18 protein-coding genes are annotated in these 16342 nt (G+C 67.1%); 15 read left to right on the top strand and 3 right to left on the bottom strand.

The window, feature by feature from the left end:
- Positions 1 to 74 precede the first annotated feature (74 nt).
- From V7E00_RS12555 to V7E00_RS12500, 12 genes are all read left to right on the top strand, one after another.
- Positions 75 to 719, top strand: coding sequence for a PepSY-associated TM helix domain-containing protein (locus V7E00_RS12555; RefSeq protein WP_333572981.1), 645 nt, complete (start codon positions 75 to 77; stop codon positions 717 to 719).
- A 10-nt stretch (positions 720 to 729) separates the two neighbouring features.
- Complete coding sequence (locus V7E00_RS12550) at positions 730 to 1254, top strand: DUF2271 domain-containing protein (protein ID WP_333572980.1); 525 nt, start codon at positions 730 to 732, stop codon at positions 1252 to 1254.
- Between the two features lie 18 nt (positions 1255 to 1272).
- Positions 1273 to 2160, top strand: coding sequence for a DUF4198 domain-containing protein (locus V7E00_RS12545; protein WP_333572979.1), 888 nt, complete (start codon positions 1273 to 1275; stop codon positions 2158 to 2160).
- Positions 2161 to 2258: 98 nt separating this feature from the next.
- On the top strand, positions 2259 to 3152 hold the full coding sequence (locus V7E00_RS12540) for an FAD:protein FMN transferase (RefSeq protein ID WP_333572978.1): 894 nt from the start codon (positions 2259 to 2261) through the stop codon (positions 3150 to 3152).
- A 367-nt stretch (positions 3153 to 3519) separates the two neighbouring features.
- Positions 3520 to 4398, top strand: a complete 879-nt coding sequence (locus tag V7E00_RS12535) for a prohibitin family protein (RefSeq protein ID WP_333572977.1) — start codon at positions 3520 to 3522, stop codon at positions 4396 to 4398.
- A 68-nt stretch (positions 4399 to 4466) separates the two neighbouring features.
- Positions 4467 to 6296 carry a cobaltochelatase subunit CobT gene (gene cobT / locus V7E00_RS12530; protein ID WP_333572976.1) on the top strand — a complete coding sequence of 610 codons (1830 nt, stop codon included), beginning with the start codon at positions 4467 to 4469 and terminating at the stop codon, positions 6294 to 6296.
- A gap of 4 nt (positions 6297 to 6300) precedes the next feature.
- Entirely contained in the window at positions 6301 to 6558 is a 258-nt protein-coding gene (locus tag V7E00_RS12525; RefSeq protein ID WP_333572975.1) for a ribbon-helix-helix domain-containing protein, read from the top strand.
- Between the two features lie 321 nt (positions 6559 to 6879).
- Positions 6880 to 9306, top strand: a complete 2427-nt coding sequence (locus tag V7E00_RS12520) for a TonB-dependent receptor (RefSeq protein WP_333572974.1) — start codon at positions 6880 to 6882, stop codon at positions 9304 to 9306.
- Positions 9306 to 10004 carry a tetratricopeptide repeat protein gene (locus tag V7E00_RS12515; protein ID WP_333572973.1) on the top strand — a complete coding sequence of 233 codons (699 nt, stop codon included), beginning with the start codon at positions 9306 to 9308 and terminating at the stop codon, positions 10002 to 10004. Before V7E00_RS12520 ends, V7E00_RS12515 begins: the two co-directional genes overlap by 1 nt.
- The gene (locus V7E00_RS12510; protein WP_333572972.1) at positions 9998 to 10681 is read left to right on the top strand and encodes a Fe2+-dependent dioxygenase; all 684 of its coding nucleotides are present in this window, start codon (positions 9998 to 10000) and stop codon (positions 10679 to 10681) included. The genes V7E00_RS12515 and V7E00_RS12510 overlap by 7 nt, the downstream gene beginning before the upstream one ends.
- A 50-nt stretch (positions 10682 to 10731) precedes the next feature.
- Complete coding sequence (locus V7E00_RS12505; protein ID WP_443019193.1) at positions 10732 to 11064, top strand: GFA family protein; 333 nt, start codon at positions 10732 to 10734, stop codon at positions 11062 to 11064.
- 126 nt (positions 11065 to 11190) lie between these two features.
- On the top strand, positions 11191 to 12168 hold the full coding sequence (locus V7E00_RS12500) for a DUF4424 domain-containing protein (RefSeq protein WP_333572970.1): 978 nt from the start codon (positions 11191 to 11193) through the stop codon (positions 12166 to 12168).
- 62 nt (positions 12169 to 12230) lie between these two features.
- On the opposite strand, the gene cobS is transcribed toward V7E00_RS12500, so the two are convergent.
- Entirely contained in the window at positions 12231 to 13235 is a 1005-nt protein-coding gene (cobS, locus tag V7E00_RS12495) for a cobaltochelatase subunit CobS (RefSeq protein ID WP_333572969.1), read from the bottom strand.
- Positions 13236 to 13307: 72 nt separating this feature from the next.
- Positions 13308 to 13988: a winged helix-turn-helix transcriptional regulator gene (locus tag V7E00_RS12490; protein ID WP_333572968.1), complete on the bottom strand. Its 681-nt coding sequence runs from the start codon at positions 13986 to 13988 to the stop codon at positions 13308 to 13310.
- Between the two features lie 78 nt (positions 13989 to 14066).
- Here V7E00_RS12490 and V7E00_RS12485 point away from each other — a divergent pair, with 78 nt between their 5' ends.
- The 3 genes from V7E00_RS12485 to V7E00_RS12475 are packed head-to-tail and all read left to right on the top strand — an operon-like array spanning position 14067 to position 15703.
- Positions 14067 to 14498, top strand: a complete 432-nt coding sequence (locus tag V7E00_RS12485) for a VOC family protein (RefSeq protein ID WP_333572967.1) — start codon at positions 14067 to 14069, stop codon at positions 14496 to 14498.
- A 47-nt stretch (positions 14499 to 14545) separates the two neighbouring features.
- The gene (locus V7E00_RS12480) at positions 14546 to 14902 is read left to right on the top strand and encodes a DUF1428 domain-containing protein (RefSeq protein ID WP_333572966.1); all 357 of its coding nucleotides are present in this window, start codon (positions 14546 to 14548) and stop codon (positions 14900 to 14902) included.
- 18 nt (positions 14903 to 14920) lie between these two features.
- Positions 14921 to 15703 carry a VOC family protein gene (locus V7E00_RS12475; protein WP_333572965.1) on the top strand — a complete coding sequence of 261 codons (783 nt, stop codon included), beginning with the start codon at positions 14921 to 14923 and terminating at the stop codon, positions 15701 to 15703.
- A 1-nt stretch (position 15704) separates the two neighbouring features.
- Here the strand turns inward: V7E00_RS12475 and V7E00_RS12470 are convergent, their stop codons facing one another.
- A complete protein-coding gene (locus V7E00_RS12470) occupies positions 15705 to 16262 on the bottom strand; it encodes a J domain-containing protein (protein ID WP_333573859.1) in 558 nt (185 codons plus the stop codon).
- Positions 16263 to 16342: the final 80 nt, after the last annotated feature.

Here is a 16342-nt window from a genome sequence, read left to right as displayed (position 1 = left end):
AACTCCAACGTTGTAATTGCGAATCGTTCGCGTTATCGCGGCCCCTCTGTCCCAGCCGAGATTGCCGCCACCCGATGCACGCCCCGTCCCCAACTGCTGCCCCCCGCAAGCGCAGCCGCAAGAGCTTCTGGCTCAAGCAGCTGCACACCTGGCACTGGATGAGTTCGGCGATCAGTCTGATCGGGCTGCTGTTGTTCGCGATCACCGGCTTCACGCTGAATCATGCCGCCGACATCGAAGGCGCGCCGCAGACCGTGGACCGGGCGGCGCAGCTGCCGCCCGCGCTGCTGCCGCTGGTGCAGCCGGACGACAAGCCCGATGCCAAGCAGCCGCTGCCCGCGCCTGTCGCCGGGTGGCTGCGGAGCAACCTGCAGATGCCGGCCGACGGCGTCGCCGAATGGTCCGCCGACGAAATCTATCTGGCCAAGCCGCGCCCGGGGGGCGACGGCTGGATCGCCATCGAGCGCGACACCGGCAAGGTGACCAGCGAAGTGAGCTCGCGCGGCTGGATCGCCTATCTCAACGATCTCCATAAGGGCCGCAATGCCGGCACCGCATGGAAATGGTTCATCGACATTTTCGCCTTTGCCTGCCTGGTGTTCACGCTGACCGGGCTGGTGCTGCTGTGGATGCATTCCAAGCATCGCAAGAGCACCTGGCCGCTGGTCGCCGCCGGTCTTGCCATTCCTGCGCTGATCGCGCTGTTCCTCATCCACTAAAGGGGGTTTCATGCAGTTTCGCCTGACCGCATTCACCACTGCCGCGCTCGGCGCCGGCGCGCTGCTGCCGAACGCGGCCGCGGCGCAGACCATGGACCTGTCGATCGAACTGCCGCGCATCCGGGTGGCGGAATATCACAAGCCCTATGTGGCGGTGTGGCTGGAGAAGGAGGGGCAGACGCCCCGCACGCTCTCCGTCTGGTATGATGTCGACAAGCGCGGCGGCGAGGGCACCAAGTGGCTGCACGATCTGCGCCAGTGGTGGCGCGCCTCGGGCCGCACGATGAGCTTTCCCGCCGACGGCGTGAGCGGTGCGACTCGCGCGCCCGGCGTGCAGAAGCAGCGCCTGGTCGCGGGCAAGGGCGGCATGCCGGCGCTGACCCCCGGCCAGTACACGCTGGTGGTGGAAGCCGCGCGCGAGGTTGGCGGCCGCGAGGTCGTGCGCCTGCCCTTCGCCTGGAACGGCAGCAGCGCCACCGCCACGGCCAAGGGCGCCGCCGAGCTCGGCGCCGTTTCGTTCACGCTCAAGCGCTAACACGGGGGATCCAGCATCATGAAGTTCCGCAAGCCGCTTTTCGCGCTCGCCGCCGTCACCGCGCTGGCCGCACCGGCCGCCATTGCCCATCGCATGTGGCTGTTGCCGTCGTCGACGGTCGTCTCCGGCACCGACAATTGGGTGACGGTGGACGCCGCGGTGTCGAACGACCTGTTCTATTTCGATCACCGTCCGCTGGGCGTCATTCCTACGATCACTCAGCCCGACGGCAGCGAGGGCAAGGCCGAGCACCACAATATCGGCCAGTTCCGCGCGACCTTCGACGTGCATCTGACGCAGCAGGGCACGTACCGGATCGCAGTGGTGAACCAGGGCGTGTTCGGCCGCTACACGCTGAACGGCGAGACCAAGATGATCCCGCGCGGCACCACCAAGGCGCAGCTCGCCAGCGTGATCCCGGCAGGCGCCACCGACGTGCAGACCACCGAGATGCTGGCGCGCAACGAGATCTTCGTGACGCAGGGCGCGCCGACCAGCACCGTGTTCAAGCCGACGGGCCAGGGCATCGAGCTGGTGCCGGTGACGCACCCGAACGATCTGGTGGCGGATGAGCCCGCCACCTTCCAGTTCCTGCTCGACGGCAAGCCGGCGTCCGGCCTGTACGTGACCACCATTCTCGGCAACGGCCGCTATCGCGCGGCGCCGAAGCAGATGGAACAGCGCACCGACGCGGCAGGCAAGGTGACCATCAAGTGGCCCGAGGCCGGCATGTACTGGATCAACGTGACCCAGAATGCGCCGCAGCCGGAAGGCGAAGGCCAGCGCCCGCAGCAGGCCCAGGGTGCCGGGGCGCGTCCCGCAGCGGGCGCACCGCAGGGCATGGGGGGCGTTCCCTCCGGCCGCCGGGTCGGCTACACGACCACGCTGGAGGTACTGGCACCCTGATCGCCGAAGCTCGTATTGCCGTTCCCGAAAGCCTGTCGCCGGCGGCGTTCCACCGGCGGCAATCGGCTGCGCCTGTCGCAACCTTCGGCGGCGCGACGATGGGCACGACCTGGCGACTCGTCGTCGTCGATCCGCCCGAAGACGTGCGCGAGACCGTGCAGGGCGTGCTGATGCGGATGATCGCCGAGTTCAGCCATTGGGAGCCGGGGTCGCGCGTCGGCCGGTTCAACCGGGGGATGCTCGGCCACTGGCACCCGCTTTCGCCCGAGGCGGCGCGGGTGCTGGACGCTGCCTTCGCGGTGCACGAAGCCAGCCGCGGCGCCTTCGATCCGGCCGCGGGGGTGCTCGCCGACCTCTGGGGCTTTGGGCCGGCGGGTACGCGCCACGACGTACCGAGCGCCTATGCGATCGGCGAGGCGAAGATCATGTCCGGTGCGCGGCACCTGGAGTTCGACCGCCAGCAAGCACGCATCCGCCGGCGCGAGGCGGTGCAGGTCGACCTGTCGGGCATCGCCAAGGGCTATGCCGTCGATGCGGTGGCGGAGCGCCTGATCGCGCTGGGCATCGAGGACTTCCTGATCGAGATCGGCGGCGAGCTCCGCGGCGAGGGGATCAAGCCCGACGGCCAGCCCTGGTGGGTAGAGCTGGAGCCGGTGCCGGAAACCACGCTGGCGCCGGTGCGCATCGCGCTCCACGGCCTCTCGGTCGCGACCTCGGGCGACTATCGCCGTTTCTTCGAGCGCGACGGGCGCCGCTACGCGCACAGCATCGATCCGCGTACCGGCTGGCCGATCGACAATCAGGTGGTCTCGGTATCGGTGCTGCACCGCGAAGCGATGTTCGCTGATGCATGGGCGACGGCGCTCACCGTGCTGGGGCCCGCCGGCATGATTCTCGCCGAGCAGCAGTCGCTCGCCGTGCACATGGTGGTGCGTGACGGCGCGGCAATTTCCGAGCGCCTGTCGCCTACCCTGCAGGCGATGCTCGGCTGACGCCAGGCGCCGGAATCGGCAGTGCGCCTTCCGGTTTCGCTTGCGCAGCGCAACAAAAGGCGTAGATTCGCCTCCAACTTCGGTGCTGCACAAGGAGCAGGGATTAGCGACGTTTTGGCTTGAGCTGTAGGATTGTGGGATCGCCGGTCTTGCCGGCATCTGTTCCGCGATTTGGCTGTTGCTGTGTCGTCCTGCCTGCGCAACCGAAGTCCTTCGGCCGCGCATCCCGCCCGACCTCCACCTGACCATTGACCAACCGGTCCGATCAGTTCGGCCGCGCGCATCCACGCGTGGGCGACATCAAGGTCGCCCCCGCCCGAACGTGGCGCGGGAGGACGCTTCTCCTCCATTTTCATGGACTTGAGAAATGGCATATCAACCGGGGAATTTCGGCGGCGGCTTCGGCATGTTCCGGCTGCTGGGGCGCAGCTGGCTGTGGATCACCATCGCCATCGCGCTGGCCATCTTCGGCCTGAGCAGCTTCGCGCGGGTCGAGCCGGGGCAGGTGGGCATTCGGGTGAACAACATCGCAGGCGGCGTGCGGCCGGAACCGCTGTCCGTTGGCTGGTACGTCGCGCTGCCGGGCACGCACATCTACCAGTATCCGGTGTTCACCCGCACCTATACCTGGACGGCGTCGCACACCGAGCAGAGCCCGATCGACGAGGCCTTCAGCTTCCAGGACAAGAACGGCCTCTCGCTGCGCGCCGACGTAGGCGTGTCCTACCATGTCGATCCGGCGCGCGCGTCGATCCTGTTCCAGCGGTATCGCACGGACATGGACGAGATCATCGCGGGTCCGTTGCGTAACGCGATCCGCAATGCGATTGTCGAGCGCGCAGCGCAGCTAGGCGTCGAGGAAATCTACGGCACCCACAAGGCCGAGCTGATCGCCACCGCGACCAGGCGGGTGCAAGCCTTCTTCGCACCCGTCGGTCTGCAGGTCGAGCAGATCTACTGGGCGGGCAACATCGTCGTGCCGGAGGCGGTGCTGAACCAGATCAACGCCAAGATCGCCAACGAACAGCAGGCGCTGGCGGCGAAGGCCAATGTCGAGACCGCAAAGGCCGATGCCGAGGCACGCATCGCCAAGGCCGCGGGCGATGCCAAGGCGATCCAGGTCGAGGCGGAGGCGATCCGCACCAATCCGGAGATCGTCCATCTTCGCGCGGTGGAGAAATGGAACGGCCAGCTGCCCACCTATATGGGCGGCACCGGGCCGGTGCCCTTCCTGGGGGTGAAGTGAACCAAAGGACGCCGGCAGCGATGCCGGCGTTTCCTTGACTTCTGGCCCATGCGGCGCATGTGGGAGGGATGGCGCAGGACTCTCCCCTCGATCGGCTTCGCGACGTGCTCGCGGGCACCGCGCGCGCGCTTTCGGGTGCCGACGAACTCGAATTCGGCTTCACGGCCGATGCGCCGTTCCAGAGCGGCAAGACCGTCAAGGTGCCGATGCCCGCGCGCACGCTGCCGCCCGAGCAGGTGGCCGAGGCGCGCGGCTTTGCCGACAGCTTCGCGCTGCGGATGCGTCACCACGATGCGACGCTGCACGGTCGCACCGCACCGCGCGAGCCGGTCGCCCGCGCCGTGTACGACGCGATCGAGACGGCCCGTGTCGAGGCGCTGGGCTCGCGCGGCTATGCGGGGATTGCCGACAATCTCGAACAGGCGCTGGCGATGCGACTGCGCTCGGACCCGATCGGCCGCGCCCGCACCCGCGACGAGGTGCCGCTGTCGACCGCGCTCGGCCTGATGGTCCGCGAGCGGCTGACCGGCCGCGAGTCGCCGTCGAGCGCCGCGCTCGGGCTTGGGCTGGTCCGCGACTGGGTCGAGGAAAAGGCGGGATCGGACCTCGATGCGATGGCGATGGCCATCGACGATCAGAACGCCTTTTCGGCTCTCGCTGCCAAGCTGCTCCAGGACCTCGAGCTGACCGAGGGCGAGATGGTCCCCGACGAAGCCGATGAAGGGGGCGGCGAGGACGAGGGCCAGGAAGAACAGCAGGAACAGGGCGAAGAAGAAGGCGAGTCCCAGCAGCAGCAGGGCGAGGGGCAGACCGAGGCACGCGGCGAGCAGCGTGAGTCTGAACAGGGCGAGGAAGGCGACCAGGAGCAGCAATCCGAAGGGATGGACGACGGCGACGGCGAGCCGGGCGACGACGGCGACGAAGGCATGATGCCCGTTCGCCCCAACCGCCCGTGGAGCGACCTGCCGCCCAGCTTCGAATACCGCGCCTATACGACCCAGTTCGACGAGGTCGTCGCCGCCACCGACCTGTGCGACACCGACGAGCTGGAGCGGCTGCGCTCGTATCTGGATCAGCAGCTGGTGCATCTGCAGGGCGCGGTGACCAAGCTCGCCAACCGCTTGCAACGGCGCCTCATGGCGCAGCAGAGCCGCAGCTGGGACTTCGACCAGGACGAGGGGCTGCTCGATGCGGCGCGGCTGGCCCGCGTGGTGGTGAACCCGATGCAGTCGCTCAGCTACAAGGTGGAGCGCGACACCGAGTTCAAGGACACGGTGGTCACGCTGCTGATCGACAATTCGGGCTCGATGCGCGGCCGCCCGATCTCGATCGCGGCGATCAGCGCGGACATCCTTGCGCGGACGCTGGAGCGGGTGGGCGTGAAGACCGAGGTGCTCGGCTTCACCACCCGCGCCTGGAAGGGCGGCCAGTCGCGCGAGAAGTGGCTGGGCGAAGGCCGGGTCGCGCAGCCGGGGCGCCTGAACGACCTCCGCCACATCGTCTACAAACAGGCGGACGAGCCGTGGCGCCGCGCCAAGAAGTCGCTCGGGCTGATGATGCGCGAGGGGCTGCTCAAGGAGAATATCGATGGCGAGGCGTTGCTCTGGGCGCATTCGCGGCTGATCGCGCGGCCGGAAGATCGCAAGATCCTGATGGTGATCTCGGACGGCGCGCCGGTCGACGATTCGACTCTGTCGGTGAACTCGGGTTCGTATCTGGAGCGGCATCTGCGCCAGGTGATCGGCTGGATCGAGGCGCGCTCGCCGGTGGAGCTGGCGGCGATCGGCATCGGCCATGACGTGACGCGTTATTACAGCCGCGCCGTCACGATCATGGATGCCGAGCAGCTGGCGGGCACGATGGTCGAGCAGCTGGCGGCCCTGTTCGATACGGCGTGACGCAGTGGCGGCGCTGGAAGTCGTGCCGCCGCCCGGGGGCTTTCACGGGCCGGTGAAGCGATCGATCACGATCGCCGGGCACCCTACTTCGATCAGCCTGGAGCCGATCTTCTGGTCGGCGCTGGAGGCAGCGGCAGTCGACGCATCGCTCCCGCTAAGCGCCCTGGTGGCCGCGATCGACCATGCCCGCATCGGCGCCGACGATCCGCCGAACCTGGCGAGCGCGATCCGCACCTGGCTGATGGCCAGCGGGCGCGACTGAGCGGCATCCGCTCGCGTTTCTAGCGGCCGTGGGCGGCCAGCACAGCAGGCTCTGACTCGGCGTCCGCCAGCGTTTGCCTGATCCATCTGTCGTTCGGCGGCTTGACGATGGTGGCGCACAGTCCCTTAGAAGTACGAGAAACCGCAGACGTTATCTGATCGGGCCTAATTGTGCCAGGTCGGTTCCTGCCAAGCGAGGATGATCGACATGGCTCTCAAGGCAGCAATCAGCCAAATCGTGCAAACCGCTCGCATTAGCGTTGACTCTGCGAGGCGTTCTCAATAGCAGGCGCGTAACGATAATTCCCGGGGGTTACCTGCCTTGCGTTCTTCCTCGCCTGTACCGTCCAACCGCGTTCCTGCTTTCCTCGCGCTCGCCTGCGTAGGCTTCGTCGCCACCGCTCCGGCGCATGCTGATTCGGACGGCGCTGTTGCCGATCCCGACGATCAGGACCGGATCGTCGTCACCGGCCAGAAGGTCCGGGAGCAGGTCGGCCCCAAGGCAGTGGCGCCGCTCGTCAACACGCCGCGCTCGGTGGTCGTGCTCTCCCGTGAGGTGATCGAGCAGACCGGATCGACCAGCCTCGCCGATGCGCTGCGGACGGTGCCGGGCATCACCTTCGGCGCGGCCGAGGGCGGCAACCCGATCGGCGATCGCCCCTTCATTCGCGGCTTTGACAGCCAGGGCTCGACCTTCCTTGACGGGGTGCGCGACATCGGCGCGCAGACCCGCGAAGTCTTTGCTACCGAGCAGGTGCAGATCGTACGCGGCTCGGATTCGACGCTGGGCGGTCGCGGCAGCGCCGGCGGGTCGATCAACATCATCTCGAAGCTTCCCGTCGAGGGCAACTTCGTCGCCGGGACGGCGAGCGCCGGCACCGCCGATTTCAAGCGCTTCACGCTCGACGTGAACCACAAGCTTGCCGACAAGGTGGGCGTGCGGATCGCGGCGCTGTGGCACGACCAGGATGTCGCCGGTCGCGACGCGATCTGGCAGCGCCGCTGGGGCGTGGCCCCGTCGGTTACGATCGGCATGGGCACCAACACCCGGCTGACCGCGTCCTATTACTATCTCGAAAGCCACGAGCTGCCCGACAGCGGCATTCCCTATGCCTATACGCTGGCGAATGCGCCGGGCACCGGCACGATCCTCAGCCAGCCGGTGATGGGGGACTTCACCACCATTGCGGGCGTGAAGGGGCATGTCGATCGCAACAACTACTACGGCATCGCCGCGCGCGACTTCCGCGATGCGACAACGAACCAGGCGACGCTGCGCGCCGAGCATGATTTCGGCGGCATCACGCTGCGCAACACCGCGCGCTACAGCCATACCGACCAGGCCTATATCTTCACCCTGCCGGACGACAGCCAGGGCAACGTCTACGGTACCTCGGCAACGCCGGCGACCGGCGCGGCCGCCGCGCGCGGCGACGTGCTGACCGGCGGCCTGGTCTGGCAGCGCGCCAACACCCGCTATGGCTACACGCAGACGCTGAGCAACCAGACCGACCTCTACGGCACGTTCGAGACCGGCTCGATCAAGCACAGCTTCTCGACCGGCGTGGAAGTGAGCTGGGAGAAGGCGCGGCGCGGGACCTTCGTGGTCGCCAGCGGCTTCGGGGCCAGCCCGCGCTGCAACGCGGCGACGATCGCGCGCTTCTATTGCACCAGCGTCTTCAATCCGGTGCAGCAGCCCTGGGTGAACTACACCAACGACACCTCGACGGTGCAGACCCCGATCGTGAAGGGCGCCCCGATCACCGAGACGCAGAACGACGCAAGCACGGTGGCCGTCTATGGCTTCGATTCGATCACGCTGCTGCCGCAGCTGATCCTGAACGTCGGCGTGCGCTATGATCGCTTCAAGTCGACCGTGACGCCGGGCCAGGCGGCCGCCGCCACCAGCACCTTCCAGCTCAGCAAGACGAACAACCTGTTCAACTGGCAGGCGGGTCTGGTGTTCAAGCCGACCCACAATACCAGCCTCTATGCGAGCTATGCCACCGCCGCGACGCCGCCGAACAGCCTGGTCGGCGAGGGCCAGGAAGGAAACGGCCTTGGCACGAACGTCAGCGCCGCCGCGGTGCTGGACAGCCTGAAGGTGGAGAAGACCAAGTCCTACGAGGTCGGTGCCAAGGCCAACCTGTTCGACGAGCAGCTGTCGCTGACCGCCGCCGTCTTCCAGACCGACACCCAGAATGCCCGCGTCAACGGCCCGAACAACACGGCGGAGTTCATCGGCAAGCGCCGGATCCGGGGCTTCGAGTTCAACTTCAACGGCAACGTCACCAAGTGGCTTACGATGTTCGGCGGCTATACCCACCTTGATCCGAAGATCGTCGATGGCGGATACACCGTGTTTGGCACGATCCTGCTGCCGTCGGTCAACACCGGGCGCCAGGCGCCGCAGACGGTGAAGGACAGCTTCACGCTGTGGGCTGACGTCAAGCCGACCAGCAAGTTCAGCTTCGGCGGCGGCGCCTTCTACGCCAGCACGATGATTGGCGGTTATCAGGACAATCGCAGCGCCACGCAGACCACGGCAACCAAGGTGATCGTCCGCTCCGTTCCGTCCTACTGGCGCTTCGATGCGCGGCTTGCCTATCAGTTCACGCCGAAGATCGGGGTGAGCGCCAACGTCCAGAACCTCACCGACAAGACCTATTTCACCCAGGCCTATACGTCGCACTATGCGACGATCGCGCCGGGCCGCTCGGCCTTCGCGACGGTGAGTGTGAAGTTCTGATGCGCGTCGCGCTCGACGCCCTCAGCGCAGAAGACATCGCCGCCCGTCTCTCCGGTTCCCCGGAGGGGCGGGCGGCGCTCATTCGTGAGGGCGCCGAAGCGGGCGTGGCGGAGGCACAAGCCGTCTGGGGGCAGATGCTGCTAGACCAGGGCCGCAAGACGGAGGCGTTCGCTTGGTTCGGCCGCGCCGCCAAGGCCGGACATCTCATGGCGCTCAACATGCTCGGGCGGTGCTACGACCTGGGCTGGGGAACGACCATCGACAAGGTCCGCGCCGCCGAATGCTTCCGCGTCGCGGCCGAGCGCGGGCTCGACTGGGGCATGTATAATTATGCGACGGCACTCGCGCTTGGCGAAGGCTTGACCGAGGACAAGGCCGCTGCGCTCGGCTGGTTCGAAAAGGCCGCGGCGACGGGCAACGCCAAGGCCATCAACTATGTCGGCAGCTTTCACGAGGATGGCTGGGTGGTGCCGCAGGACATGGCCAAGGCGGCAGACTGCTATGCTCGCGCGGCCGAGGGCGGCGACTTCCGCGGCGCGTTCAACCATGCCCGCATGCTGGCGGGCGACGGGCTGCTGGAGACGGCGGCCTATTGGCTGAAGCGCTGCCGCGAAACCGCGACTCCGGCCTTCGTGGAAAAGGCCCGCGACTGGCTCCGCCGCTCGCCCTGGCCGGAACTGGAGACCCATCTTTGCTGATTCCGATTCCCGACCTGCTGACCGCAGACGAAGTCGCGCAGATCCGCGGCATCATCGATGCGGCGGAATGGGTCGACGGCAACGTCACCTCGGGCGCGCAATCGGCGCTCGCCAAGCGCAACGAGCAGCTGCCCGAAGGCGGCGAGGCGCATCGCAAGGCCGGCGCGATCATTCTCGACGCGCTGGCGCGTTCGCCGCTGTTCGTCGCCGCTGCGCTGCCGCTCAAGGTGTTTCCGCCGTTGTTCAACCGCTATGCCGGCGGTCAGGCGTTCGGGACGCATGTGGACAATGCGATCCGCATCCAGCGCGGCAGCGATTTCCGCATCCGGTCCGACCTGTCGATGACCGTATTCCTCGAGCCGCCCGAGGCCTATGACGGCGGCGAGCTGCGCATCGAGGGGCTGTTCGGCGAGCAGAGCGTGAAGCTGCCTGCGGGGCATGCGATCCTCTATCCCTCGTCGAGCCTCCACCGCGTGGAACCGGTGACGCGCGGCGCGCGGACCTCAAGCTTCTTCTGGCTCCAGTCGATGGTGCGTGACGATGGCGCACGGCGCATCCTGTTCGACCTCGACCGCTCGATCCAGGCGCTCGCCGGCGAGGTGGGGCAGGGGCATGCGGAGGTGGTGTCGCTCACCGGCGTGTACCACAATCTGCTGCGGCGCTGGGCGGACGCCTAGGCGCCGCATTGACAGGTTGGGGTTTGCCCGGCGGAGCGCTACAAGGCGGCATGGGTGTTCAAGGCAGCTGCCATTGCGGAAGGGTGCGCCTGGAGGTGCCTAGCGCCCCTGACTGGGTGGCGGACTGCAACTGCTCGCTCTGCCGCAAGCAGGCATGGCGCACGGCCTATTATCCGCCGCACGAGGTTCGCATCACCGGTGAGACCGTTGCCTATGTCTGGGGCGACCGGATGATCGGCATCCATCATTGCCCCGCCTGCGGATGCGGAACGCACTGGGCGACGCTGGGCGAGGATTTCGGCAGGATCGGCGTCAACGCCCGTCTGCTGGTGGGGTTCGACGAGGCCGTGGTCGAGGTTCGAAAGGTCGACAACGCCGCGTAAGGGGTGGAGGTGTCGCTTCCGCCTGCGGGCGGTGCATGAACGCCGGCACGTGCCTTTGGCTGGTCTGAGTGCGACCTCCCCTGTAGGGCAGTGCGATCGCTGACCGGTTTCAATAAAGAGGAAAACATGCGCAAGTCCCTCGTGTCGACCCTTGCCGGGGTTCTGCTCGGCGCGCCGGCGGCTGCCAATGACAGCACGGCCGAGATGGCGGCAGGGGGACTCGTGCTGCGCAAGACGGACGCCATCGAAATGGCGTCGGAGGATCTCTTCATCTCCGCCGACGCGGTGCGCGTGCACTATGTCTTCCGAAATCGCACGGCCAAGGACGTGCGCACGGTTGTCGCCTTCCCGATGCCCGATATCGACCTGTCGGAGCGAGAGGGGGGCGACGTCGCCTATCCTTCCGGCTTTGTCACCACCGTGGAAGGCAAGCGCGTGTTGATGGCGCTCGAGCAGAAGGCCGTGCTGAAGGGAAAAGACTATACGGCGCTGCTCACCGCGCTGAAGGTGCCGATCGCGGAACCGGAGGTCCGGCTTGATGCCCTGGGCCCGGCCGAGCAGGACAAGCTGCTCGCGCTCGGCCTCGTGACGGCGGAGGAAGGCGGCCGCCAGGGCGCCGGGAATCGCCAGCTGAATGCCGTGTGGACGGTGCGCCAGGCCTATCACTGGACGCAGTTGTTCCCCGCCGGACGCGACCTGGTGGTGGAGCATCGCTATGTGCCGGGTACGGGTGGCAGCGTCGAAACGCCGCTGGCGGATCCGGCATTTCGGCGCACTGCAGAGGGCAGGGCCTATGGCGCCACCTATTGTGCAGACGCGGCGTTTCTGGCGGGCGTCGACAGGCTGGCGCAATCCGCACGCGGTGCCGAGCGCGCACTGCCCGAGCTGCGGGTCAGCTATGTGCTGAAGACCGGCGCGAACTGGCGTGCGCCGATCGGGGATTTCCGCCTGGTCGTGGACAAGGGGACGCCCGCGAATCTGATCAGCTTCTGCGCCGACGGCGTGCGAAAGATCTCCGCCACGCAGTTCGAGGTGCGACATCGCAACTGGCTGCCGGACCGCGATCTCGACATCCTGATCGTGCAGCCCCAGTCGGGCGACTGATCCGGGCCGGAACAGCATCCTTCCCCCGCGCGGGGGGAAGGAATGCCACAGTGCCATGCCGCTCAGGCGCGGCCGACGACGCTCTCCGGCAGGTCCTTGCCGAACACGCGCTGGTAATATTCGGCCACCTGCGCCCGCTCGGCATCGTCGCACTTGTTGAGGAAGGATAGGCGGAACGCGAAGCCGATATCGCCGAAGATCAGCGCATTCTGTGCCCAGGTGATCACGGTGCGCGGGCTCATCACAGTCGAGATGTCGCCGTTGATGAAGCCGCGGCGGGTGAGCTCGGCCACGCGGACCATGTTCTCCACCGTCTCCTTGCCGCCCGGCTTGTCATATTCGCCGGACTTGGCGAGCACGATCCGCGCCTCGGTGGCGGCTGGTAGATAGTTGAGCGTGACCACGATGTTCCAGCGGTCCATCTGGCCCTGGTTGATCTGCTGCGTGCCGTGATACAGGCCGCTGGTATCGCCCAGGCCCACCGTGTTGGCGGTGGCGAACAGGCGGAACCAGGGGCTCGGGCGGATCACCCGGTTCTGGTCGAGCAGGGTCAGCTTGCCCTCGGTCTCCAGCACGCGCTGGATCACGAACATCACGTCCGGGCGGCCCGCATCATATTCGTCGAACACCAAAGCCGTCGGGGTCTGCAGCGCCCAAGGCAGCAGGCCTTCGCGGAATTCGGTGATCTGCTGGCCGTCCTTCAGCACGATCGCGTCGCGGCCGATCAGGTCGATGCGGCTGATATGCGCGTCGAGGTTGATGCGGATGCACGGCCAGTTGAGTCGCGCGGCGACCTGCTCGATGTGCGAGGATTTGCCGGTGCCGTGATAGCCCTGGATCATCACGCGGCGATTGTGCGCGAAGCCGGCCAGCACCGCGAGCGTGGTATCCGGATCGAAGACATAGGCGGGGTCCAGATCGGGCACGCGCTCGTCCGCCTCGCTGAACGCGGGGACTTCCATGTCGATGTCGATCCCGAACAGGTCGCGCACCTTCACCATCTTGTCGGGTGCGTCGAGGATCGTGGAGTCCCGGCTGTCGGGCAGGGTGTTGGGGATGTCGGCCATATCAAATCCTTCAGTCGCACCGGACCTAGTGGCTTGTTTGCCGCACTGCAACCGCATGTCCCAATGGGAGGGTCAGCCGCCGATTTTCGGCGGCAGCAGGAACAGCGTGGCGAAGGCGGCCGCGCGGGCCAGGTCCCCTTCGACAACGAACCGGCCCTCGGCCAGTGCCATGGCGAGCGGCATGGTGCCGAACAGCACCGGCAGGAAATCATTGGGTTCGCCGACGAACACGGCCTCGGCACCGGCGAGCGTGCCGCGGGTGATCCCGAACGCACCTTCAGCGACGGTGGCGAGATAGGTCTCCTCGCCCAGCCGGAATCCGATGCGGCCCGCCCAGCCTGCCGCCCTGTCGGGCAGCATCAGCATGCGCAACGCGAGCATCAGCGAAACGCGCGAAGAGGGCAGCGAGGGATCGTGCTGCGGCGAGCGCAGCGCCCAGCGGCCCATCGCCAGGATCACCGGCTCCGCTTCATACCCCCAGGGGGTGAGTGCATAGACCTGCACGCTGGCAGGTGGCGGCAGTTTCTCGCGCACGACAATGCCGTCTGCCTCCAGCCCGGCCAGCCGCTGGGTGAGCACATTGGCGCTCAAGCCCGGAAGGCCGGCGCGGATCTCGCCGAAGCGTCGCGGGCCGAGCAGCAGCTCGCGGATGATCAGCAGGGCCCAACGCTCGCCGACGAACTCCAGGGCGAGGGCAGTGCCGCAGGCATCCTCGTAGCGGCGTTTAACGGTAGTTACCTTTTCTAACTTCACGGTTGTTTTTTAGGATCAGGCGAGGCACGAATCAAGCAGGGCGCGACTCGAAAACGGCGCCTAACGGGAGAGAAGACGATGCCGGACGCCGTGTTCGTGAACCTGCCGGTGGCCGATGTACCGCGCGCGACCGCCTTCTACGAAGCGATCGGCTGCACGAAGAACCCGCAGTTCAGCGGGCCCACGGCCAGCGCAATGGTGCTGTCGGAATCGCTGACCTTCATGCTGCTGCACCGGGACTTCTTCCAGACCTTCACGCCGCGCGCGGTTGCTGATGCGCAGGCCGTTACCGAAGTGCTGATCGCGCTGCCGCTGGGAGACCGGGCTGCGGTAGATGCGCTGGTGGCCAAGGCAGAGGCGGCGGGGGGTACCGGGGACATACGGCCGGTGCAGGACATGGGCTTCATGTACGGCCGCACCTTCACCGATCCCGACGGGCATATCTTCGAGCCGTTTCACATGGACATGGCAGCCGCTGCCGCGGCCATGGCGGCGGCCGAGCCGGCCTGAGTCCAAGCGCGGACGGAGATGCCCGAACCCGCCTGAGGAGAGCGATCATGGCCTATGTGGATGGATATGTGCTGCCGGTGCCGGAAGCGAACCGCGATTCCTACACCGAACTCGCGCTGAAAACGGCCACCAAGCTGCGCACCGCGGGTGCAACGCGTGTCGTCGAATGCTGGGCGCAGGACGTGCCGCACGGCACGACAACCGATTTCTACAGGGCGACCAGGGCGGAGGAGGGCGAGACGGTCGTCCTCGCCTGGGTGACCTGGCCCGACAAGTCGACGCGCGACAACGGCTGGGCGGCGATGATGGCGGATCCGGAGATGGAGGGGCTGCCGATGCCGTTCGACACCAAGCGCATGTTCTGGGGCGGCTTCGAACCGATCGTGGATCTGGGCGAGGCGTGAGGCAGGAAGGAAGACGCGATGACCAATCGACAGGGTGAGATCATCTGGTACGAACTGATGACGCGCGATGCCACGCGTGCTTCGTCCTTCTACGGGGAAGTTGTCGGCTGGCAGGTCGGCGCTCCACCACCCGCGGGACCAGACTATCGCATGATCGCGGCGCCGGACGGCAACGCCGGGGGGATGCTGCAGCTCGACGAGGCAATGCTCGCAGCGGGGGCGAGCCCGACCTGGCTCGCCTATTTCGGGGTGGACGACGTCGATGCGAGCGTCGCGGCGATCCTGGGCGAAGGCGGCAAGGTGCTGGTGCCTGCCTGGGACGCGCCGGGTGTCGGCCGGATCGCGATGGTCACCGATCCGCAGGGCGTGCCCTTCTATGTCATGCGGGGCGCAACCGAGGGGGCGACCAGTACCGTCTACCAGCGACATGGGCCGGGCCATGTCGGCTGGAATGAGCTACTGTCGCCGGAGGCGGAAGGCGCGCTGGGCTTCTACCATCGCCAGTTCGGCATCACCCGTATGGGTGGCATGCCGATGGGCGAGTTGGGCGAGTACAGCTTCATCGGCCATGACGGCGGCGAGCCGATGGGTGCGATCATGCCGTGCCCGCCCGGCGCGCGGCCGGGCTGGAGCTTCTACTTCCGGGTCGATGACGTGGACGCAGCGAAGGGGCGCGTTGAGGCGGCGGGAGGCACGGTGGTCAACGGGCCGATGGATGTTCCCGGCGGGGAGCGGGTGCTCCAGGCGGTGGATCCGGATGGTGCGGTGTTCGGGCTGGTGAGCGGGCAGGCTACCGCGTAGCTCAGGCGAACGCTGCTGACCCCTTCAACTGCTGATACGCCGTGATGACCCGCTGCAGCCGCGCCTCGTGGCTGCGGTCGCCCCCATTGCGGTCCGGGTGATATTTCCGGACGAGCTCCGAGTAGCGTTTGCGGAGCGCGGTGCGATCCGAATCGATCTCCAGGTCGAGAACCTTCAGCGCATCGCGGTCGGCGCCGGAGAGCGGCCGGCCGTCCTTGCGCTCGCCGCGGTCCTTCATCCGATCCCGGAAGCGGGCGCCGATCGCATCCAGCGGATCGGCGAAATCGGCCCAGCGCGGCGGCACATCGGGGTTGGCGCTGAACGCGCGCGTCTCGCGCTCCCACCCGGCGATCGGGCGCTGTGCCTCGTGAATTTCGTCGGGGCTCATGCCCGAGAAGAAGTTGTAGCCGAAATTGAACGCACGGACATGATCCAGGCACAGCCAGCGGAACGGCGGCGGGCCGTCGAAGCTGCTGCGCGCGCCTTCCAGCGGCGGCGCGCGGAATTCACCGGCGGCGGTGCAGCCAGGTTCGGCGCACAGCCTTCCCTCCGCTTCCACACGACCGTGGAAACGGGCATTCGGACGATCCCTTTTCGGCTGATGGCTAGCCACGCGACTCCCTCGAACAAACCGCCTAT

Source organism: Sphingomonas sp. (assembly GCF_036731925.1).
GTDB lineage: Bacteria > Pseudomonadota > Alphaproteobacteria > Sphingomonadales > Sphingomonadaceae > Sphingomonas.
Note: the sequence above shows the minus strand (reverse complement) of the source record. Positions and strands in the feature narration are given on the sequence as shown.